Below are 19,112 nucleotides of genomic sequence, written 5' to 3'. Positions count from 1 at the left end.
AGACACCGTTGGCTCTAACCGTCCTTACCACTCACGACGTGGGTTGGGGTGGGTGCGGCGTGGTCGCGTTCGGTGACGGGTGGACAATGGCCGCGTGACTGAGCACCCCAGCTACGGCGACGGGCTCGCCGTCGTGACCGTGACGTACTTCCCCGGCGAAACCCTGGAGAAGTTCCTCGACACGCTCGAGAAGGCGACGGACCGGGACGTCCAGGTCGTCGTCGCCGACAACGACTCCACGGACGACGCGCTCGACAAGGCCGCCCGCCGGGACAACGTCGAGCTGCTCAGGATCGGCGAGAACGTCGGTTACGGCACGGCCGCCAACCGGGGTGTCGCGGAACTCGACAACAGTTACGGCTGGGTCGCCGTGGTGAACCCGGACGTCGAATGGGAACCCGGTTCGCTCGACGCGTTGCTCGAGGCGGCCGAGCGCTGGCCGCGCGGTGGCGCGTTCGGTCCGCTCATCCACGACCTCGACGGCACCGTCTACCCGTCGGCCCGGCTGCTGCCGTCGTTCGGCCGCGGGATCGGGCACGCGGCGTTCGGCAAGATCTGGCCGGGCAACCCGTGGACGCGGCAGTACCGGCAGGAGACCGGCACCCCGGTCGAGCGCACGGCGGGCTGGCTTTCCGGATCCTGTCAGCTGTTCCGCCGCGAGGCCTTCGACTCGGTCGACGGGTTCGACACGCGCTACTTCATGTACTTCGAGGACGTCGACCTCGGTGACCGGCTGACCCGCGCGGGCTGGCTGAACGTGTACGCGCCTTCTGCCAGCGTCATACACATCGGCGGGCACTCGACTTCGCAGGCTTCGGAGAAGATGCTGCGCGTGCACCACGAAAGTGCGTACCGCTACCTCGCGGACCGTCACCGCGGACTCCTGTGGAAGCCGGTCATGCTCGCGGTGAAGGCCGGTCTCGCGCTGCGGCTCAAGCTCGAAACGCGCCGGAAGTAGCGGTTCCGACCACCGGAATTCGCGCGACTCTGCTCCCTGCCGTCGTTACCGTCGGTGCATGGACTTCGTCGCACTGGACACCTGGCTGACGGAACGCGCCGGGGAGGACGGCTTCTCCGGGGTCGTGCTGATCCGGCGCGGAGACGGGACACTGTTCGAACACGGGTATGGCCTGGCCAGCCGCCGCTGGTCGGTGCCGAACGCGCCGGACATCCGGTACGACACCGCGTCGATCACGAAGGTCGTCACCGCGATCGCCGCGTTACGCCTCGCCGACGAGGGGCGGCTGGACCTCGATCGCCCGATCGGCGAGATCATCGACCTCGATGGCACTGCGATCGCGCCCGGGGCGACGACGCGGCAGCTGCTCACGCATACGTCCGGGATCGCCGACGACGCCGACGAGGAAGCGGGCGAGAGTTACGAGGCGTTGTGGGTCGACAAGCCGGTGTACTCGGTGGTCGACACGCGGGACCATCTGCCCAATTTCGCTTACCGGGTACCGAATTTCGCGCCGGGCGCGGGCTGCCGGTACTGCAATTCGGGCTACGTCCTCGCCGGGCTGGTGATCGAGGAGATCACCGGTAGGCCGTATCGCGACCACGTCCGGGAGATCGTGCTCGACCGTGCGGGGATGACCGATTCGGGTTTCTTCGACCGACGCGATCCGGAGCCGAGAGTCGCCGAGGGCTGGGATCCCCTCCTGGACGGTGAGCGGGTCACCGGCTGGAAGCAGAACATCTTCAGCTACCCGCCGATCGGGTCACCCGATGGTGGCATGTACTGCACCGTCGGCGACCTCGTCCGGCTGCTGCGGGCGATCCGCGAAGAACGACTCCTGAGCCCTGCGCGCACGAAGGAGTTCCTCACGCCACAGGTGCTTCACAGCAGCGGCGTCTGGTACGGCTTCGGCCTCGAATTCGTCCTGGCGCCGGACGGCTCGGTGCGGCACTACTACAAGGACGGCGGGAACGTCGGCGTCTGCTCGCTGATGCGGCACTATCCGGCCGAAGGGCTGGACGTCGCGATGCTGTCCAACGCCACGTACGGCGGGGGAGCGGCGATCAAGGAGATCGACCGGGTGATCCAAACCGGCTGAGGTGGGTGCCCCGGATGCTATGAAAGGTCCTTTCCTTGCAAAATTTGCAAGGAAAGGACCTTTCATAGCGCATGAAGGGGGCTAGATGCCGTCCAGGCGGCGCGAGAGGTTCGACCGGCCCGAGGGGTTCTGCTTCACCGTCGGCACCAGGCCGCCGACCTCGTTCTCGACCGTCTCCGGCTCCGGCTGCTCGATCAGGGGACTCTGCACCGGCGCGGCGGGCGGCCGCCGGGTGAGCGGCGTCGTCGCCTGCGGCAGAGGCCTGGTCTGCTGGGGAGCGCCGGGACGGCGGGGGTACGGCTGCGGCTGAGTCGAGCCTTCGCCCCGCGCCGGCGGCAGGTCCAGCCGCGTCGTCGGTTCGGCTCCCGCGAGCGGGTGATCGTTCTCGGCGATCAACGAAGCCGGTAGCTGAGTGGTCGTATCCGGGTCCGAGGAACGGTCGATCTCGGCGACCACCGATCGGGGGATCTGCTGAGTGTTCGCGGAGTCCATCGGAGACGTCGCGTTGTCCGGTGTCACGACGAAGGCTCCACGCGCGCTTGCGCGTGCGAGCAAGGCGTCCGCCCGAGCACGGGGGTCCATTCCCCTAGGCCTCCCGACTGACCTGGGGCCCTCTGGGTTCAGGGCCGACTGTGTGTTGTCTAGGGTAGGCCCTAGGTGCGGCTGCCGTCAGCAGACCCGCAAACGTCTTCCGACAAATGTCGGTGTCAGGCTTCCATGTCCGAGAGGATCCGCGTGCTGGAGTCGGCCTTATCCGTGCCGCCGATGCCGTAGACCATCGTGATGTTGTTCCGCGCCCCGGCTTCGATTTCGTCGGCAGGGAGCTCTTCGATGCTGCGCCTGTCGCCACCGTTGCAGAACTCGAGCTCCGTGTCGGGGTACGCCGCGCGGATCTGGTCGAACGATTCGTCGATGCCCGGCCCCTGCTCGACGGCGATGTACACGTCGTCGACGATGCGCAGCGCGCGGACGATCCGGGCCCGGACGTCCTCGGTCTGGATCACCCTGCCCTTCTTGAGGACTTGCTGGTGATCGTTGTTGACGATGACGATCAGGTAGCCGGACCGCGCCTGCGCGGACTCGAACAGGTCGAGATGGCCCTGGTGGAGCGGGTTGAAGTACCCACTGACGATCGAGGCCTTCGCCGGTCGCTCGGTCATCGTCCAGTCCTCCATAGGCTTACGGTTTCAGGTGGCCCGCTCACCCTAGCCGAGTGCCGGGTAGTTTCACCGTGTGCTGTTCCGTCCTGGGTTCTCGCTTGATCTGGACGCGGTCCTGGGGCCGCTGAGCCGGGGATCGCGTTCGCCCAACGTCGTCCGCACCGAGGGCGGGGTCACCTGGCTGGCCGCCAACACCGCGGACGGCGCGGGCACACTCGCGCTGCTGCGGCGCACGGACGGCGAGATCGAGGCGGAGGCCTGGGGACCCGGCGCGGACAGGCTGCTCGAAGGCGTTCCGGCGATGCTGGGCGCGCACGACGACGACTCCGAATTCGTCGCGCACCACGACGTCATCGCGACGGCGCGCCGCCGCAACCCGGGGCTGCGCCTCGGCTCGACCGGCCGGGTGTGGGACGCGCTGGTGCTCGCCGTGCTGGAACAGAAGGTGACCAGTGCCGAGGCGCTGCGGTCGTGGGGCGAGCTGTGCTGCTGGTTCGGGGAGCAGGCGCCAGGGCCTGGACCGGCACGGCTGCGCGTGCCGCCGACGCCCGTCGCCATCCGATCCATTGTGGACTGGAAATGGCATCGCGCCGGGGTGGACCTGAAACGGCGGACGACGCTGATCGCGGCGGCCCGCGTCGCGCCCCGGCTGGAGAAGGCCGTCGAACTGAAGGGTGTCGAAGGCCGGGCTTGGCTGCGGAAAGTGCCGGGCATCGGAGTGTGGACCGCGGCGGAGATCGCGCAGCGCGCCTGGGGCGACCCGGACGCGGTGAGCTTCGGTGACTACAACATCCCGTCGATGGTCGGGCACGCGCTGGTCGGCACGAAACTCGACGACGCCGGGATGTCCGAGGTGCTGGCGCCGTACTCACCGCAGCGGCAGCGCGCGGTTCGCTACCTGTCGACGGCCGGCTTCCGCCGCCCGAGGTTCGGGCCGAAGATCGAACTCCGCGACTACCGCGCGATGTGATCGCGCTACCGCCGCATTTGGTCCTCTGAATGCGGGAGTCAGTTGCCCCAGCCCTGCGGCGGGTAGGGCTGCTGGCTCGGGTACTGCGGCGGCTGCTGAGGATGCTGCTGGTGCGGGACGTGGGGCGGGTACTGCTGCGGCGGGTACATCGGGGGCTTGGGCTTGCTGAGCGCTTTCACCAGGAAGAAGATGCCGACGCCGACACCGGCGAGGACCAGGAAGATGATCAGCAGCATCAACACGGAGACTCCCATGCGGTGAGGTTAGCCGGTGGATGATCGCCGTGAGCGGTCGCGAGGGGTGGATCAGCCCAGCGCGGCGTCGATGATCGCCTTGGCCTCGTCGCGGCCGAGACCCAGCTTCCTGGTCAGCGCGGCGTAGTCGGCGGCCGCCTGCCTCGCCCGTTCGCGGGACTCGTCACCGACGGCGCTCACGAACGTCCCGGCCCTGCCACGGGTCTCGATCAGGCCCGCTTCTTCGAGCTCTCGGTAGGCCTTGGCGACCGTGTTCGGGGCGATGCCGAGGTCTTCGGCGAGTTTCCGCACAGTCGGGAGTTTCGCCCCGACGGGCAGCGTGCCGTCGTTGATCCGCTCCGCGTAGGCGGTGCGGACCTGTTCGAAAGGTGGGACCGGAGAGTTCGGGTCGACCCTGACCATGCGGTTTTCTCCCTGCTGGAAATGCCGTGAAGGCCTCCTTGCCTACCTTGAGGGTAGGGAAGGAGGCCTTCACGGACAGTCGGACTACTGGCGGGGCGGGACGACCTGCGTCCGGTCGGCGCTCGCGGGGGAGACCACCTGGGTGCGGTCGGCGCCGGCATCCGCTTGCTGCTGCGGGGACACGACCTGGGTACGGTCCGCGCTGCCGTCGATCGGCGGCCCCGGCTGCGGGGGAGGCGGCGGGAAACCGGGCTGAGCCATGCCGGGCGCGCCGAACGGATTGGGTGCCGGGGCGCCCGGAGGTGGCGCGAAACCCGCGGGGGCGCCGGGCGGGGGCGGGAACCCCGCCGGGCCCGGAGGCGGCGGGAAACCGGGCGCCTGGCCGTAACCGGGCTGAGGCGGCGGGAAACCGGGCTGCTGCTGCCAGTTGCCCTGAGGGGCGGGGCCACCGGCGGGCGGGGGAGGCGGCGGGAAGCCGGGGGCCGGGCCGCCACCGCCGAAGTTCGGGTTCTGCGGGAAGGTCATCGGCGGCTTCTTGGCCTGGTTGACCTTCACGATGATCACCACGATCACGATGATGATGACGATGATCGCCAAGATCAGCAGAAACCAGCCGAAGCCGTCACCGTCACCGCTGCTGTGGACCCGGACCCGGTCCAGGTATGGCGTCAGCGTCGTCAGCATCATTCCCCCTTAAGAACGTCAGCCGACACCCTAACGGCCGGACGCCGCGGGCACGGCGGCTTCCAGCAGTTCGGCGAGATCTTCCGACCCTTCCGGCAGGGAATCCACCGGCCACCAACGAAGATCGTCCGATTCGTCGCTTTGGACCGGTTGCGCTCCCCGTGGCGCGCGCACCACGAAACGCACGTCGAAATGCCGGGTCGGCACGCCGAGCGAGCACGTGATCGGGTGGACGTCGAGATGCACCGGGGCCGGGTCGATCACGAGGTCCTCGATACCGGATTCCTCTCGTGCCTCACGAAGCGCGGCGTCCGCGAGCGTCGCGTCGCCTGGTTCGCAATGCCCGCCGAGCTGCAACCAGCGCCCGACTCGCGGATGCAGGGTGAGCAGCACGTTTTCCGCGTCGGCGTCGAGAAGGACGGCCGACGCGGTGATATGCCCGGCCGCGCATTCGCGGCGGCAGACGTCGTCGCGGGCGGCGAGGAAGCCGAGATAGGCCTGGCGCAAGGATTCCTGGGCCGCGTCCCCCGGTCGCCAACCGGACAAAGTGGACACAACGTCGTCGTGCAGGGTCACAGTTCGAGAAGTCCTTCACCGGGTTCGACGGGACCGCGCGCGGGCGGGAGGACGGCGGGATGCCCGATCGCGACGGCGCCGAGCGGTTCCCAGCGCTCGTCCAGGCCGAGGACGTCACGCACGATGTCCGCCGCGAAGATGGTCGACCCGATCCAGCACGAGCCGAGGTCTTCGGCGGCGAGCGCGACCAGCAGGCCCTGCACGGCGGCGCCACCGGCGACGGTGAACATCGTGTGCTCACAAGCGTTCCGCCGGTCGTCGCGGTAGGTGTGCGCGCCCTCGGCGACGAGGAACGGCACCACGACTTCGGGCGCGTTGTACAGGATGTCGCCGCGGCTGAGGCGCTTCGCGACCTGTTCGGCGGTGAAATCGTCGCCTTCGAGATCGGCCTGCCACGACACCTTCATCGCGTCGAGAAGCTTGCGGCGCAAGCCTTCCTCGCGCAGCCACACGAACCGGACCGGCTTCGTGTGATGCGGAGCGGGAGCCGTGAGCGCCGTCCCGACCGCGCGGCGCAGCACCTCGGGATCGACCGGTTCGTCGGTGAACGACCGGATCGAACGCCGCGCGAGCACGGCTTCCCGGCGGCCCTGGGCGATGGATTCGTTGGTACCGAGGCGGAACAGGTCTTCTTCGACCGGGCGGAGCAGTTTGCGGGCGGTCGAACCGTCGTCGGTCAGCCGGAGGCCGCGCACGACGGCGACCGGGGTCCCGCCGAGCTTGCCCTTGACCAGATCCGCCGCGGCGGCGAGTTCGTCGGCGATCGCCACCTCGGTGACCGCGAGTTCGTTGCCCTGGCTGTCGACCTCACCCGCGTACGAGTGCAGCACCCGCAGGCCGGACGCACCGATCGCGGCGTCGGTCTGCCCGACCCGCCACGCACGGCCCATCGTGTCGGTGACGACGACGGCGACCTCGACACCGAGCCGTTCACGCAGCCCGTTCCGCAGCGCGAGCGCGGAAGCGTCGGGATCGGACGGCAGCAGCGCGACCTCGCCGGAGGCCACGTTCGACGCGTCCACACCGGACGCGGCCTGCACGATGCCGAGCTTGTTCTCGGTGATCACCGTCCGGTTGATCCGCGCGATCACGCGGACGGACTCCTCTTCGACGAGCTTGCGCCGGGCGGCGTCGCGCTCCTCCGGATCGGACGGGACCCGGATCAGCATGCCTTCGACCTTGGAGACGATCTTGCTCGTCACGACCAGGACGTCGCCCGACCGCAGCCAGGGGGCCGCCTCGACGATCGCCCCGGTCAGGTCGTCGCCGGGGCGGAACTCCGGCAGGCCCTCGACCGGCAGGATCTCGATCTTCGCGGAAGCGTGGTCACTCAACGGAAACTCCCGCCAGATCGAAAGCGGCGCGCACCATGGCCGCCGTAGCGTCCACATCGGACATCAGCAGGGGTACGTCGCGGACGGCGACTCCCGGCACGTCGACGGTCTCCCCCTCGGAGACCAGCCAGCCGTCGAGCACGCCGTCGGATTGCTCGCGGGATCCGTAATGCCGTCCGACGGCCTCGGCCGAGGTCTCCACGCCGATCGCGCTCAGGCACGCGTCGGCCATACCGCGCAACGGCTTACCGCCGATGATCGGCGAGACACCGACGACCTTGGCACGCGTCTTCCGCAGTGCGTCGCGGATTCCCGGGACACCGAGCGTCGTGCCCACCGAGACCACCGGGTTGGACGGTGCGAACAGCACGATGTCGGCGGCCGCGATCGCGTCGAGCACGCCGGGCGCCGGCTTGGCCTCGTCGGCGCCGACGGCGATGATCGAATGCGCCTTCGGCTCCGCGCGGTAGCGCACCCACCACTCCTGGAAGTGGATCGCCTTGCGCTGGTCCGGATCCTCGGGGTCGTCGATCACGACATGCGTCTCGACGCGGTCGTCCGACATCGGCAGCAGGCGTACGCCCGGCTGCCAGCGATCGCACAGCGCCTCGGTGACCTGCGACAGCGGATAGCCCGCGCGCAGCATCCGCGAACGGATCAGATGCGTCGCGATGTCCTTGTCGCCCAGGCCGAACCAGGTCGGCTCGGCACCATAGGCGGCGAGCTCCTCCTTGACCGTCCAGGTCTCCCCGGAGTGACCCCAGCCGCGCTCCTCGTCGATCCCCCCGCCGAGGGTGTACATGCAGGTGTCCAGGTCCGGGCAGATGCGCAGACCGTGCATCCACACGTCGTCCCCGGTGTTCACCAGCGCGGTCACCTCATGCGGCGATTCCGGCGCGGAACCGGTCGCGGGCAGACCCAGTGCTTGTTTGACCCCCAGCAGGAAGCGGGCCCCGCCCACTCCGCCGACCAAAATGACGACCTTCACGACGGGCGATCCTCGCACGCCCCCGGAGCCGGGGCCCAGTAGCGGTACCTGTGGTGCTCCGTACAGCCCAGGCTTTCGTACAGCTTCAGCGCGCCGGAGTTCGCCACCGCGACCTGCAGCACCATCCCGGTCGCGCCCTGAGCGGCGCCCCAGGCGCCCACGGCGTTCATCAGCCCGCGTGCGAGCCCTCGCCGCCGGAACTCCGGCCGTACCTCCAAACGGGCGATGTGCAGCCACTCGCCGACGACCGCTCCGCGCACCGCGCCCGCCGTGACGCCGTCGATTTCGACCACCCCGAAGCCGACCTTGCCGGTGCCGAGGACGTGCCTTGGCGCCTCCGCCGGATCCGCACCGCCCGCCGTCATCTCCCACCATCCGGACGTCGGTTCGTCCAGAATCACCGTTCCCGCCGAGGTCCCGTGCGAGAGCGGCCCGGTCAGCACGCGGACCTCGTGCGCGGGGCGGTGTTCCACATAGTGGACCCAGCCGCGGGCGGCGATGGCGTCTTCGAGAGACGTGTTCTGGATCACCTGAACGACGGGCGGGATGGCATGATCATGGGCGAAGTCACAGACCGTCCGCAGGGCGTCTGGCAGCGGTTTTCCCGGGTCACCGATCGCCAGGGCACTGTTGGCCCGCGCGGTGAACCCGTCCGCCCAGCGGAGCCTCCAGTCACCGATCCGGCTCTCGAGCAGGGGAGTCCAAGCCTGGCTACAGGTGAGCTCGAGCATTTCCGCACTGTTCACGGTTAGATTGTGCCAAGGAAGGCAGTGGAGGGACCCCGATGAGCATCGCGCGCAAGGACGACAGGCACAACGAAGACCTCGTCCGCGAGATCTCGGACGGCTTCAACCGGGCATTGGGCGCGGAAAAGGCCGTCGAGAAGGACGCGGAAGCGGCGAAGCCCGCCGCGCCGAAGTTCGTCATCACTGGGGACAGCAGGGCCACTCCGCCGCCTCGCCGGAAAGACCGCTGAACGCCCATCCCCGTAGTGCCGATAAGGGTGGCCTAAGCGGGCCGGTCGCGCCCGTGGGCGCGTAATGTCCGTTGCAGACTGGTGAAGCAGAGATAAAGCAGGAGTGCGCAGTGACCTACGTGATCGCCGAGCCCTGCGTCGACGTGCTCGACAAGGCGTGTATCGACGAGTGCCCCGTGGATTGCATCTACGAGGGTGACCGCATGCTGTACATCCACCCGGACGAATGCGTCGACTGCGGTGCCTGCGAGCCGGTCTGCCCTGTCGAGGCGATCTACTACGAGGACGACGTCCCCGACGAGTGGAACGACTACACCAAGGCCAACGTCGACTTCTTCGACGAGCTCGGCTCGCCCGGTGGCGCCTCCAAGGTCGGCAAGACCAGTCACGACCCCGCCTTCATCAAGGCTCTTCCCCCGCAGGGCGAATGAGCCGGGTCGCTCTTCCCGATTTCCCCTGGGACTCCCTGGCCGAGGCGAAGGCGAAAGCCCAGGCGCATCCCGGCGGCCTCGTCGACCTGTCGATCGGCACGCCGGTGGACCCGGTCCCCGAGAGCATTCGCGCGGCGCTCGCGTCCGTGTCGGAGATCCCGGGGTACCCGACCACGCACGGGATCCCCGAGCTCAGGGCCGCCGCGATCGACGCGCTTTCGCGGCGGCACGGCATCGAGGGTGTTCCCGAGGCGGCCGTGCTGCCGACGATCGGTTCGAAGGAGCTGGTCGCTTCGCTGCCGCGGCAGCTGGGGTTCGGCCCCGGCGATCTCATCGTGATCCCCGAGGTGGCGTACCCGACCTACGAGGTCGGAGTGCTGCTGGCGGGTGCTTCCCTGCTGCGCGCGGACAGCACCTTCGCGGTCGGTCCGCAGCGGCCGTCCATGCTGTGGATCAACTCGCCGTCCAACCCGACCGGGCGCGTGCTCGGCGTCGACCACCTGCGCAAGGTCGTCGAATGGGCGCGGGAACGCGATGTCGTCGTGGTCTCCGACGAGTGTTATCTGGCGCTGGGCTGGGAAAGCGAGCCCGTGTCGATCCTGCACCCGTCCGTGCACGGCGGCTCCCTCGACGGCCTGCTGGCCGTCCACTCGCTGTCGAAGTCCGCGAACCTCGCCAGCTACCGCGCCGGATTCGTCACCGGTGATCCGAAGCTCGTCGCCGGGCTGCTGGAGATCCGCAAACACTCCGGGCTGATCGTGCCGCGGCCGGTGCAGGAGGCCATGGTCGCCGCGCTGAAGGACGACGAAGCGCTTGCCGCGCAACGGGAACGCTACGCGCGCCGTCGGCTGGTGCTGCGTAAGGCGTTGCTGGACAGCGGTTTCGAGATCTCGCATTCCGAGGCCGGGCTGTATCTCTGGTCCACGCGCGGGGAATCCGCGCTCGACACGGTCGATTGGCTGGCCGATCGCGGCATCCTCGCCGCTCCGGGCACCTTCTACGGGCCGACCGGTGGACGGCACGTCCGGATCGCCCTGACGGCGACGGACGAGCGGATCGACGCGGCCGTGGAGCGGCTCGCTTCCTGACTAGGGCACGTCGCGGCCGGTGAAACCCCGGTAGACGAACCGCGTCAGCGCCTCGACGGCTTCTTCTTCGGAGATCGCTGACGGGTCGAGCAGCCACGTGTGCGCGAAACCGTTGACCAGTTCGGCCATCATCGCGAGCGTGACCCGCTCCGACGCCGGGAGTTCCATGCCCGCCGCGGTGATGTACCCGAGGTGGTCGAGGATGTCCGCCGCCTGAGCGGCGCCGAAGCGCGCATAGGTGCGTGCGAACTCGTCGCTGACCATCGCGGCCTGGCGCAGCGCGAGCATCGTCGCGGCGTTGTCGCGGTGGAAGTTCCAGTACTCGCAGACGTGCCAGCGCACGGCTTGCGGGTCGGTGAAGTCGGGTATGTGCTCCGGTGAGGCCGCGTTGACGTCGCTCGCCGCCGCGAGGTCCTCGAGGAGCGCTTCGAGCAGCTCTTCCTTGCTCGCGAAGTGGTTGTAGAACGAGCCCGCCGCGCGTCCGGCCTCCGCCGTGATGTCGGTGATCTTGGTGTTCAGGTACCCCTTCGCCGCGAAAACGCGCTTCGCCGCCTCCTTGAGCGCGGCCTCGGTCTCCGCCGCCTTCTCCTTGCGGCTCATCGCCGTCATCGGCACCTCCTTGACACGGAAGGCTAGCAACGAGCATAGTGAATTCTAATTCACTGAATCTCAATTCACCGGAGGCGGAGATGACCGAGGTACTGATCGCGGGAGCCGGACCGACCGGCCTCACGCTGGCCATCGATCTCGCGCGCCGCGGCGTCGCCGTGCGGATCGTGGAGAAGGCCGAGACGTTCTTCGAAGGCTCGCGCGGCGATGGCCTGCAACCGCGCACGCTCGAGGTCTTCGAGGATCTCGGGGTACTGGACGCGGTCCTGGCCGCCGGGCAGCCGCCGGTGGCGGTGAAGATCCATCTGGGTGGCGAGGTCGTCGGCGAGCGGAGGATGGCCGAACTCGCCGAGCCGACCCCGGACGTGCCATACCCGAACGGCCACTTCCTCGGCCAGTCGCGGACCGAGGGGATCCTTCGTGAGCGGCTCGCCGAATTCGGCGTCCAGGTCGAGCTCGGCACGCCACTGCTCGGCTTCGAGCAGGACGCCGACGGGGTGACCGCCGAACTGCCGGGCGAGCGCGTCCGGGTCGGCCACCTCGTCGGCGCGGACGGGGGGAAGAGCTTCGTGCGCAAGGCGCTCGGGATCGCGTTCGAGGGCACCACCGACGAATCGGTCCGCATGCTGCTGGGGGACGTCCAGGCCGAGGGACTCGATCGCGCGTACGGGCATTGGTTCGCGAAGCCCGAGGACCCGATGTCGGGGATCGTGCTCACGCCGCTGCCGGGGGTGCCGCATTTCCAGTTCGCCGCGCCACTGGGTGAGGAGGAGGTCGAGGCGTCGCTCGGCACCTTGCAGTCCCGGCTCGACGAACTGTCCGGCGGCGGGGTCCGGCTGCACGACCTCGCCTGGTCGACGGTGTGGCGGCCCAATATCCGGCTCGCCGAGCGGTTCCGTGACGGTCGCGTGTTCCTCGCCGGCGACGCGGCGCACGTCCACCCGCCGACCGGTGGGCAGGGCCTCAACACCGGTGTCCAGGACGCGTACAACCTGGGCTGGAAACTCGCCGACGGTTCACCGGAGCTGCTCGACAGCTACGAGCCCGAACGGCGCGGGGTCGCCGCGCGGGTGCTGAAGATCAGCACTGAAATCCTCGAGAAGTACAAGGAAGGCGCGGAAGACGCGCACGAGCGCGGGGAGAACACGCGTCAGCTCGACATCGGGTATCGCGGCGGGCCGCTCGCGCCCGCGGCGACCGGCCGGATCCGGCCCGGCGACCGCGCGCCGGACGCGCCGCTGAGGGACGCGAACGGCAAGACCGTCCGGCTGTTCGAGGTGCTGCGCGGCCCGCGGGCGACGGTGCTGGTGTTCGGCGACGGCCCGGCGCCCGAAGGCGCGCGGCGGATCCTGCCCGCGGGCAGCGCGCTGTCCGACACGGACTTCGAGGACTTCGGCGGGCACGCCTTCGCCGCGTATGAAGCCGAGAACGGGCGGCAGGTGCTGGTTCGCCCGGACGGCTATATCCGCGGGCTCACCGCCTGAGCGGCTTCGTCGACTTCGGCCCAGACGTCGCGCCACACGGCACGGACCTCGGCGCGGCGCAGCAGTTCCTTCTCCGCGATCCGGCCGGCGATGAAGGCGACCTCGGAGTCGACGGAGGCTGCGACGCCGCGCATCCGATCGGCGGCGACGCAGGCGTCCTGGTGGTCCCCGAGGACGGTCTGGAAGTTCTTCGTGGCCTTGATCAGCCGCTGGATCCGCTCCGCCTGCTTCTTCTTCGCGGCGGGCTTGGCCATCTCGGCGGCGTAGCGGAGTTTCTTGCCGTAGATGCGAAGCGCGTGAAGGTCGTCGTCCGGAGGATCGGCGGGAAGAGCCTTCACGGCCTTCGCGAGCTTTCGATGCGGCTTCGCGAGACCGGCGACGAGATCGGCCGAGGTGGGGGCGGCCTCGGCAGTGGGTTCTTCGGCGGCGGGCTGCCGGGCGAGGCGGCCGATATCCTGCAGCATCGAGGCGTACCGGGGGCTGGCGAGCGCGCGGGTGAGCCGCCGCTTCGCGACGCCGCGCTCGGTGACGAACTTCGACACCAGACGGCGCGCGGCCGGCTGGTCGCGCACCTCGAACTCGGCGACGACCTCACGGAGATGCCCGATCAGGACGTCGTAATCGCGGACGTCGCCGAGGGACTGGCCGAGCCAGCCGAGCTCGGCGCGCACCGGCTCGGCGTCCGGGCCGACGAGGCGACCGGAGAGCTTGAGGACGCTTCGCATGCGGCGTAGCGCGACCCGCATCTGGTGCAGATCTTCGGGGTCGGCGCCGGATTTGGTGCCCGGCTCGTGCGCGAGGAGCGCGCGGATCTCGACGTCGAGTTTGACCCGGACATGGGTGGCCGCCGGATCGCCGGGCCCGGCTTTCGCGGGACGGTCGCCGAGCCCGAGCGCGGCCGGAGTGGTCGAAGGGGCGTTCTTGCGCGGCAGGGTCTCGGCTGTCACAAGATGAATTCTAGGTGAACCGGCAAGGTGGTCCAGGCCGTGAGAGAAGCAAGGGACCTTTGCTCCCGCCCTCCGGGGAGAGTGGTAGCAAAGGTCCCTTGCTCTCCTTTCGTGCTGCCGAGGGTGTCGCGAAAGTGGCCTTCGCGGCGCCCGAGAGACTCAGGCGGTAGCAAAGGTCCCTTGCTCCCCGCGCGCGCAGCGGCCCCGGGCGCCTCAGATGACTGTGTGGGTTTCGGGACATCTAACGTCCCAAAACCCACACGGTCGGTCAGTGTCGCTACGCGGGGTGAGGGGTGTGTGGAAATAGGGACACTCAACGTCCCTATTCCCACACACCCTCCCGCCCTCCGGGGAGAGTGGTAGCAAAGGTCCCTTGCTCTCTTTCCGCAGGTCAGTTCGCGTGCAGGGCCGCGTTCAGCTCGATGCCGACGCCGGTGCGCGCGACGACCTCGACGGCGCCGGTCCCCGAGTTCCGCCGGAACACCGCGCCCGAGATGCCGGACAGTTCCAGCGCCTTCACGACCTTGCCCTCGAAGGTCACCTTCGTGCCGGCCGTGACGTACAGGCCCGCTTCGACGACCGAGTCGTCGCCGAGCGAGATGCCGACGCCGCCGTTCGCGCCGATCAGGCAGCGCTCGCCGATCGAGATCGTTTCCTTGCCACCACCGGACAGCGTGCCCATGATCGACGCGCCGCCGCCGACGTCGGAGCCGTCGCCGACCACGACGCCCGCCGAGATCCGGCCTTCGACCATGGAGGCGCCGAGCGTGCCGGCGTTGAAGTTGACGAAGCCCTCGTGCATGACCGTGGTGCCGTTGGCGAGGTGCGCGCCGAGGCGGGCGCGGTCGGCGTCGGCGATGCGGACTCCGGTCGGCACGACGTAGTCCACCATCCGCGGGAACTTGTCCACGCTGTAGACGGTGACGTTGCCGCGCGCCCGCAGCCGCAGCCGGGTCGCCTCGAAGCCCTCGACGGGGCACGGTCCGTGGTTGGTCCACACGACGTTCGCCAGCAGGCCGAAGATGCCGTCGAGGCTCGCGCCGTGCGGCCGGACCAGACGGTGCGACAGCAGGTGAAGACGCAGGTAGACGTCGTGCGTGTCGCCGGGGGCGTCGGACAGCCGGGCGATGGTCGTGCGGACCGCGACGACCTCGACACCGCGATCGGTGTCCGGGCCGAGCTGGGCGGCCGCGGCCTCGCCGAGGGCTTCGGAGGCCTCTTCGGCGGTCAGCCGCACCGTGCCGGCCTTGCTGTCGGAGCCGTCGGTCAGCTTGGGCAGCGGGAACCAGGTGTCCAGTACCGTGCCGTCGGTCGTGACGGTGGCCAGTCCGACGCCGGTGGCGCCGGTCGTTTCGGGGTCAGGGGTCTGCTCGCTCACGACCTGAACGGTAACCCAGTGACGCTCCTCAGCCGCCGACGAGGCTCTTCACACTGGTCAGCGCCGTCGCCATATCGGTGAGCGCCTGGCCGCACGGTCCCCCGGGAGCCGCCTGGGCCTGGCAGTTCGCGGCGCGGAAGGCGGCGATCGGGCGATCGAGGACGTCGGCGTGCGACGACAGGTCCGGGCGGCGCTTGCGGACGGTGCCCGCGGCGCTCGAGAGCTCGGTGACGTACTTCTGGCAGCCCTTGGGCGATTCGGTCCCCGGCGCCAGATAGCACTGATCGGTGGTCAGCGCCTTGAGCTTGATCGGCAGCACGTCCGGGCCGGTGCTCTGGGTCGGCCGGACCTTCACCGGGACTTCGCTCGATCCGCACCCGCTGAGCACCAGGAGGAGGGCGACCAAGATCGTTCGCATGCGCACTCCTTCACGGTAGCCCCGGGCCCCCGGCGGTACGGTGCGGGCATGCCTTCGCTCGACTTGCACGCCGATCCCGTCGCCCTCACCGCCGCGCTGGTGGACATCTTCAGCGTCTCGGAGCAGGAGAAGGTGATAGCGGACACCGTGCAGGCCGCGCTCCAGGCGCAGGCGCCGCATCTCGAGGTGATCCGCAACGGCGACGCGGTCCTCGCCCGCACGAACCTCGGCCGCCCTTCGCGGGTGCTGCTGGCCGGGCATCTCGACACCGTTCCGGTCAACGAGAACCTGCCCGTGCGCCGCGAGGGGACCGGTGACGACGAGATCCTGCACGGTCTCGGCACCGTCGACATGAAGAGCGGTGACGCCGTCTTCCTGCACCTCGCCGCCGCGCTCCGGGAGCCGAGGCACGACATCACCTTCGTGTTCTACGACTGCGAAGAGATCGAAGCGACGAAAAACGGTCTCGGGCGCATCGAGCGTGAGTTGCCCGAGTGGCTGCGAGCCGACCTCGCGATCCTCGGCGAGCCGTCGAACGGCGGGATCGAAGGCGGTTGCCAGGGCACGATGCGGATCGAGATCCGCGTCGACGGCGTCCGGGCGCACACCGCGCGCGGCTGGATGGGCGTCAACGCGATCCACGGTCTCGCCGAACCGCTGCGCAGGCTGGCCGAGTACACGCCGCGGGTGGTCGACATCGACGGCCTGACCTACCGGGAAGGGTTGCAGGCCACGAAGATCGGCGGCGGCGTCGCGGGCAACGTCGTCCCGGACGAAGCCGTGCTCACGATCAACCACCGCTTCGCTCCCGACCGCTCCCCGGAGGATGCCGAGGCGCACCTTCGCGAGGTCTTCGAGGGCTACGACGTCAAGATCGTCGACTTGTCGCCAGGGGCATTGCCCGGCCTGAGCGCTCCCGCGGCGGCCGAGCTGGTAGCCGCGGCCGGGGGCAAAGCGGTCGCGAAGCTGGGCTGGACCGACGTCGCGCGCTTCGCGGCACTCGGGATCCCGGCGGTGAACTTCGGTCCGGGCGACCCGACGCTGGCGCACACCCGCCAGGAGAACGTCCGAGCGGGCGAGATCCGGCAAGTGGCCGCGGTGCTGCGCGAATTCCTCAGCTAGTCAGGGCGAGCAACTCGTCGAGCGCCTGCTCCGGGCCGCCATAGGTCAGGTGCGAGATGGCGAACATGGGGGCGACCACCCGGCTCCAGGTGTACAACCTGTCCCCGTCGAGCCCGCAGGCGTTCGCCACCGTATGGCAACGGGCCTCGACGCCTTCGTGCCCGGCGCCGCTCACCACGTAGTCGACGGCGTCGAAGCACGGATCACCCACGCACGCCTTCGGGTCGATCGCGATCAGGCCGCGCGAGCCGCCGTCCAAGGCGTTGCCGAGATGCAGATCGCCGTGGAGCAACACGACGCCGGCCTGGGTGTCCAGCAACTTCTCGCAGCGCTCGATCGCCAGGCGCCAGTTTTCCGGGCCGATCCTGGCGGCGATGGCCGGTTCGGTGATCCGCTTGCCGATCCGGTCGAAGGATTCCTCGAACCGGCCGCGCAGGCTCCACGGCCAGTCCGCCGGCGGGGCGACGGAATGCAGCGCGCTGAGCAGGTCTCCCCAACGTTCCGGCAGGGTCGGCAGCGGCAGGTCCTCGGCCGGGGTGCCCGGCTGGATCTCTTCCAGCACCATCGCACCGGCGTCCGCGTCGGCGGCGAGGACGGCGGGCACCCGGCCCGACGGCGCGAACACCCGCAGCATTTCGAGCTGTTTGGTCAGCAGCGCCCCGTCCGGGCTGAGTTTGAGCACCGACGGCATCCCATCGGACCAACGGCAGCGCAGGACGACGGACGAGGCGCCGCTCTCGAACAGCTCGCCGAGCTCGAAGTCCCATCGAGAGGCCAGCCTCGCGGCGAGTGCGGGGACCCCGGCGAGCCATCCGTCGGCGTCGGCGCCGAATCGGCTCACCAAACGAGCTCTGATGTCTTCCAAGTCCACTTCGGTCACTGGGAAACGTCCTCCTCGGCTCCGAGAAGGAGCAGTCCATGCCGCAGTAGGTCCGCGGCCTCTTCGAAACGCCCCTGATCGCGCAGTAGCTCTCCAGCTTTGTCGATTGAAGCGGCCAAGACGCCGCGGGTGTCGTGGAGGGCGGCTACGTCGATGGCATGCGCGAAGCCTGCTTCGGCTGCTTCGAGGTCTCCACGGGCCAGGGCCAGTGAGCCCTGCTGGAACGTGAGTGAAGCTGACAGCGGCGAGTCCTCAGGGATGGCTTCGGTTGCTTCGGAGAGTAGCGCGGAGGCGTCGCCGAGACGACCGAGTTCGCGGCAGACGTCGGCGAGTTCCAGCGTGACGGTGTGATCGGGTGCGGCCGCGCGTGACGCGCGAAGGTCCGCCAGAGCGCCTTCGAGATCGTCGGCACGCCGGTTCAGGGCTCGCGCGAACAGGCACCGGGCCAGCACCGGCCGCAGGGCGCGTTCGTGGAGCAGATCGTGCAGCGCCGACACGGCGGCGACGGCGTCGGCCAGCCGTCCTTCGCCGAGATAGGACTCGGCCAGCCGTCGCTGGTTCCCGGCGAGTTCGGCCAGAATCTCCTCGCTGCCGCGAGCGAGCCGAAGTGCCTCTCCCGCGTGATGCGCGGCCTGGGCGTTCTCGCCGAGGCGGAGCTGCCCGTCGGCGAGGTACGCGTGCAGGGTCAGCAGGAGCACCGGATGCGGATGGCGGACGAGGCTCGCGTCGAGCGCCGTCCGGAGCAGGTGCATCGCGTGATGCGGCTCGCCCCGGCCGATCAGGACGTTCGCCCGCAGCGCGGCGGCCAGTTCGCGATACGGCGGGATGTCGTCGGCGAGCGCGGCTTCGGCGGCGGCCACCGGCCGTGCCCTGGCGTCGCCCTCGGTGAACCGCGCGAGCCACATCCAGGCGAGTCCGGCCTGGCGGTGACGGCCGATCTTCTCGGCCCGCCGGGCCAGGCGCCGCATCTTCGGCGCCGAACCGGTCCCCGCCAGGAAATCCGCCGCGGCCGCCGCGATGTCCAGATCGAGCCGGACGTCGTCGCGGGGCGACGTCACGCCGAGGAGTTCGCCGGTGTCCACGCCGAGTCGCGCGGCGAAATGGCGCATCGCGTCACCGGAGGGTGTCCGCGCGCCCGTCTCGACGGACGAGACGTACGCGGCGGTGTAGTGCGGTTCGGCGAGTTCGCGCTGGGTGAGGCCGCGTTCGGCGCGGAGCCGCCGTAGCCGTCCGCCGACCTCCTCGTCCATGACCGAGAACGATACGGGCGAACCCGCCGATGACGTGAGTTCGCCGTTCGATCACGCGAGTTCGCCCCCTGATCACGCGAGTTCGCCGGTTCCGCACAGCAAGC

General features: G+C 69.6%; 23 protein-coding genes. 8 read left to right on the top strand and 15 right to left on the bottom strand.

Annotation, left to right across the window (positions count from 1 at the left end; genetic code table 11):
- The first annotated feature begins 94 nt into the window (after positions 1 to 94).
- Together AC069I_RS00875 and AC069I_RS00870 are read left to right on the top strand one after the other, a co-directional pair.
- Positions 95 to 958: a glycosyltransferase family 2 protein gene (locus AC069I_RS00875; protein ID WP_478225202.1), complete on the top strand. Its 864-nt coding sequence runs from the start codon at positions 95 to 97 to the stop codon at positions 956 to 958.
- A 58-nt stretch (positions 959 to 1,016) separates the two neighbouring features.
- The gene (locus AC069I_RS00870) at positions 1,017 to 2,057 is read left to right on the top strand and encodes a serine hydrolase domain-containing protein (RefSeq protein ID WP_478225203.1); all 1,041 of its coding nucleotides are present in this window, start codon (positions 1,017 to 1,019) and stop codon (positions 2,055 to 2,057) included.
- A gap of 81 nt (positions 2,058 to 2,138) precedes the next feature.
- Here the strand turns inward: AC069I_RS00870 and AC069I_RS00865 are convergent, their stop codons facing one another.
- Both AC069I_RS00865 and AC069I_RS00860 read right to left on the bottom strand, forming a co-directional pair.
- Complete coding sequence (locus tag AC069I_RS00865; RefSeq protein WP_034304893.1) at positions 2,139 to 2,639, bottom strand: hypothetical protein; 501 nt, start codon at positions 2,637 to 2,639, stop codon at positions 2,139 to 2,141.
- A gap of 125 nt (positions 2,640 to 2,764) precedes the next feature.
- A complete protein-coding gene (locus AC069I_RS00860; protein WP_340684492.1) occupies positions 2,765 to 3,217 on the bottom strand; it encodes an adenylyltransferase/cytidyltransferase family protein in 453 nt (150 codons plus the stop codon).
- A gap of 73 nt (positions 3,218 to 3,290) precedes the next feature.
- Between AC069I_RS00860 and AC069I_RS00855 the strand changes: the two genes are divergently transcribed.
- Complete coding sequence (locus AC069I_RS00855) at positions 3,291 to 4,187, top strand: DNA-3-methyladenine glycosylase family protein (protein WP_478264588.1); 897 nt, start codon at positions 3,291 to 3,293, stop codon at positions 4,185 to 4,187.
- Between the two features lie 38 nt (positions 4,188 to 4,225).
- Here AC069I_RS00855 and AC069I_RS00850 read toward each other — a convergent pair whose 3' ends face one another.
- The 7 genes from AC069I_RS00850 to AC069I_RS00820 all read right to left on the bottom strand — a co-directional run bounded on the left by AC069I_RS00850 (position 4,226) and on the right by AC069I_RS00820 (position 9,156).
- The gene (locus AC069I_RS00850) at positions 4,226 to 4,441 is read right to left on the bottom strand and encodes a hypothetical protein (RefSeq protein ID WP_478234457.1); all 216 of its coding nucleotides are present in this window, start codon (positions 4,439 to 4,441) and stop codon (positions 4,226 to 4,228) included.
- Positions 4,442 to 4,492: 51 nt separating this feature from the next.
- Positions 4,493 to 4,843 carry a GntR family transcriptional regulator gene (locus AC069I_RS00845; protein WP_340684489.1) on the bottom strand — a complete coding sequence of 117 codons (351 nt, stop codon included), beginning with the start codon at positions 4,841 to 4,843 and terminating at the stop codon, positions 4,493 to 4,495.
- Positions 4,844 to 4,927: 84 nt separating this feature from the next.
- The gene (locus AC069I_RS00840; protein ID WP_478264587.1) at positions 4,928 to 5,527 is read right to left on the bottom strand and encodes a hypothetical protein; all 600 of its coding nucleotides are present in this window, start codon (positions 5,525 to 5,527) and stop codon (positions 4,928 to 4,930) included.
- Positions 5,528 to 5,557: 30 nt separating this feature from the next.
- The gene (locus AC069I_RS00835; protein WP_478225208.1) at positions 5,558 to 6,103 is read right to left on the bottom strand and encodes an NUDIX hydrolase; all 546 of its coding nucleotides are present in this window, start codon (positions 6,101 to 6,103) and stop codon (positions 5,558 to 5,560) included.
- Positions 6,100 to 7,437: a coenzyme F420-0:L-glutamate ligase gene (locus AC069I_RS00830; RefSeq protein ID WP_478264586.1), complete on the bottom strand. Its 1,338-nt coding sequence runs from the start codon at positions 7,435 to 7,437 to the stop codon at positions 6,100 to 6,102. The genes AC069I_RS00835 and AC069I_RS00830 overlap by 4 nt, the downstream gene beginning before the upstream one ends.
- Positions 7,430 to 8,425, bottom strand: a complete 996-nt coding sequence (cofD, locus tag AC069I_RS00825; RefSeq protein WP_478225210.1) for a 2-phospho-L-lactate transferase — start codon at positions 8,423 to 8,425, stop codon at positions 7,430 to 7,432. The genes AC069I_RS00830 and cofD overlap by 8 nt, the downstream gene beginning before the upstream one ends.
- Positions 8,422 to 9,156 carry a GNAT family N-acetyltransferase gene (locus AC069I_RS00820; protein WP_478234583.1) on the bottom strand — a complete coding sequence of 245 codons (735 nt, stop codon included), beginning with the start codon at positions 9,154 to 9,156 and terminating at the stop codon, positions 8,422 to 8,424. Before AC069I_RS00820 ends, cofD begins: the two co-directional genes overlap by 4 nt.
- A gap of 53 nt (positions 9,157 to 9,209) precedes the next feature.
- Here AC069I_RS00820 and AC069I_RS00815 point away from each other — a divergent pair, with 53 nt between their 5' ends.
- From AC069I_RS00815 to dapC, 3 genes are all read left to right on the top strand, one after another.
- A complete protein-coding gene (locus AC069I_RS00815) occupies positions 9,210 to 9,401 on the top strand; it encodes a hypothetical protein (RefSeq protein WP_478225211.1) in 192 nt (63 codons plus the stop codon).
- A gap of 110 nt (positions 9,402 to 9,511) precedes the next feature.
- A complete protein-coding gene (fdxA, locus tag AC069I_RS00810) occupies positions 9,512 to 9,832 on the top strand; it encodes a ferredoxin (protein WP_016331413.1) in 321 nt (106 codons plus the stop codon).
- A complete protein-coding gene (dapC, locus tag AC069I_RS00805; RefSeq protein WP_478234461.1) occupies positions 9,829 to 10,920 on the top strand; it encodes a succinyldiaminopimelate transaminase in 1,092 nt (363 codons plus the stop codon). The genes fdxA and dapC overlap by 4 nt, the downstream gene beginning before the upstream one ends.
- Here dapC and AC069I_RS00800 read toward each other — a convergent pair whose 3' ends face one another.
- Positions 10,921 to 11,529, bottom strand: a complete 609-nt coding sequence (locus AC069I_RS00800; protein WP_478225213.1) for a TetR/AcrR family transcriptional regulator — start codon at positions 11,527 to 11,529, stop codon at positions 10,921 to 10,923. It lies immediately after the preceding gene.
- Positions 11,530 to 11,609: 80 nt separating this feature from the next.
- Here AC069I_RS00800 and AC069I_RS00795 point away from each other — a divergent pair, with 80 nt between their 5' ends.
- Positions 11,610 to 13,013 carry an FAD-dependent monooxygenase gene (locus AC069I_RS00795; RefSeq protein ID WP_478264585.1) on the top strand — a complete coding sequence of 468 codons (1,404 nt, stop codon included), beginning with the start codon at positions 11,610 to 11,612 and terminating at the stop codon, positions 13,011 to 13,013.
- Here the strand turns inward: AC069I_RS00795 and AC069I_RS00790 are convergent.
- From AC069I_RS00790 to AC069I_RS00780, 3 genes are all read right to left on the bottom strand, one after another.
- On the bottom strand, positions 12,989 to 13,960 hold the full coding sequence (locus AC069I_RS00790) for a CHAD domain-containing protein (protein WP_478225215.1): 972 nt from the start codon (positions 13,958 to 13,960) through the stop codon (positions 12,989 to 12,991). The genes AC069I_RS00795 and AC069I_RS00790 overlap by 25 nt on opposite strands.
- A 391-nt stretch (positions 13,961 to 14,351) precedes the next feature.
- Positions 14,352 to 15,338 (bottom strand): 2,3,4,5-tetrahydropyridine-2,6-dicarboxylate N-succinyltransferase, encoded by a 987-nt coding sequence (gene dapD, locus AC069I_RS00785; protein WP_478234465.1) that lies wholly within the window; start codon positions 15,336 to 15,338, stop codon positions 14,352 to 14,354.
- A gap of 28 nt (positions 15,339 to 15,366) precedes the next feature.
- A complete protein-coding gene (locus AC069I_RS00780; RefSeq protein ID WP_478225216.1) occupies positions 15,367 to 15,756 on the bottom strand; it encodes a hypothetical protein in 390 nt (129 codons plus the stop codon).
- A gap of 48 nt (positions 15,757 to 15,804) precedes the next feature.
- Between AC069I_RS00780 and dapE the strand changes: the two genes are divergently transcribed.
- Positions 15,805 to 16,878 (top strand): succinyl-diaminopimelate desuccinylase, encoded by a 1,074-nt coding sequence (gene dapE, locus AC069I_RS00775; RefSeq protein WP_340684477.1) that lies wholly within the window; start codon positions 15,805 to 15,807, stop codon positions 16,876 to 16,878.
- Here the strand turns inward: dapE and AC069I_RS00770 are convergent.
- Positions 16,871 to 17,758, bottom strand: a complete 888-nt coding sequence (locus tag AC069I_RS00770) for an aminoglycoside phosphotransferase family protein (RefSeq protein ID WP_478264584.1) — start codon at positions 17,756 to 17,758, stop codon at positions 16,871 to 16,873. The two genes, dapE and AC069I_RS00770, sit on opposite strands and share 8 nt — an antisense overlap.
- On the bottom strand, positions 17,755 to 19,008 hold the full coding sequence (locus tag AC069I_RS00765; RefSeq protein WP_478225218.1) for a helix-turn-helix domain-containing protein: 1,254 nt from the start codon (positions 19,006 to 19,008) through the stop codon (positions 17,755 to 17,757). The genes AC069I_RS00770 and AC069I_RS00765 overlap by 4 nt, the downstream gene beginning before the upstream one ends.
- Positions 19,009 to 19,112 lie beyond the last annotated feature (104 nt).

Source organism: Amycolatopsis sp. NPDC043885, from assembly GCF_056435685.1.
This window is presented reverse-complemented; position numbering and strand designations above follow the sequence as displayed.

Excerpts from the sequence above, each read along its gene's own strand:
- AC069I_RS00870 (WP_478225203.1), top strand. The coding sequence starts at position 1,017 with ATGGACTTCGTCGCACTGGACACCTGGCTGACGGAACGCGCCGGGGAG.
- AC069I_RS00865 (WP_034304893.1), bottom strand. The coding sequence starts at position 2,639 with ATGGACCCCCGTGCTCGGGCGGACGCCTTGCTCGCACGCGCAAGCGCG.
- AC069I_RS00860 (WP_340684492.1), bottom strand. The coding sequence starts at position 3,217 with ATGACCGAGCGACCGGCGAAGGCCTCGATCGTCAGTGGGTACTTCAAC.
- AC069I_RS00850 (WP_478234457.1), bottom strand. The coding sequence starts at position 4,441 with ATGGGAGTCTCCGTGTTGATGCTGCTGATCATCTTCCTGGTCCTCGCC.
- AC069I_RS00845 (WP_340684489.1), bottom strand. The coding sequence starts at position 4,843 with ATGGTCAGGGTCGACCCGAACTCTCCGGTCCCACCTTTCGAACAGGTC.
- AC069I_RS00840 (WP_478264587.1), bottom strand. The coding sequence starts at position 5,527 with ATGCTGACGACGCTGACGCCATACCTGGACCGGGTCCGGGTCCACAGC.
- AC069I_RS00820 (WP_478234583.1), bottom strand. The coding sequence starts at position 9,156 with ATGCTCGAGCTCACCTGTAGCCAGGCTTGGACTCCCCTGCTCGAGAGC.
- AC069I_RS00815 (WP_478225211.1), top strand. The coding sequence starts at position 9,210 with ATGAGCATCGCGCGCAAGGACGACAGGCACAACGAAGACCTCGTCCGC.
- dapC (WP_478234461.1), top strand. The coding sequence starts at position 9,829 with ATGAGCCGGGTCGCTCTTCCCGATTTCCCCTGGGACTCCCTGGCCGAG.
- AC069I_RS00800 (WP_478225213.1), bottom strand. The coding sequence starts at position 11,529 with ATGACGGCGATGAGCCGCAAGGAGAAGGCGGCGGAGACCGAGGCCGCG.
- AC069I_RS00795 (WP_478264585.1), top strand. The coding sequence starts at position 11,610 with ATGACCGAGGTACTGATCGCGGGAGCCGGACCGACCGGCCTCACGCTG.
- AC069I_RS00780 (WP_478225216.1), bottom strand. The coding sequence starts at position 15,756 with ATGCGAACGATCTTGGTCGCCCTCCTCCTGGTGCTCAGCGGGTGCGGA.
- dapE (WP_340684477.1), top strand. The coding sequence starts at position 15,805 with ATGCCTTCGCTCGACTTGCACGCCGATCCCGTCGCCCTCACCGCCGCG.
- AC069I_RS00765 (WP_478225218.1), bottom strand. The coding sequence starts at position 19,008 with ATGGACGAGGAGGTCGGCGGACGGCTACGGCGGCTCCGCGCCGAACGC.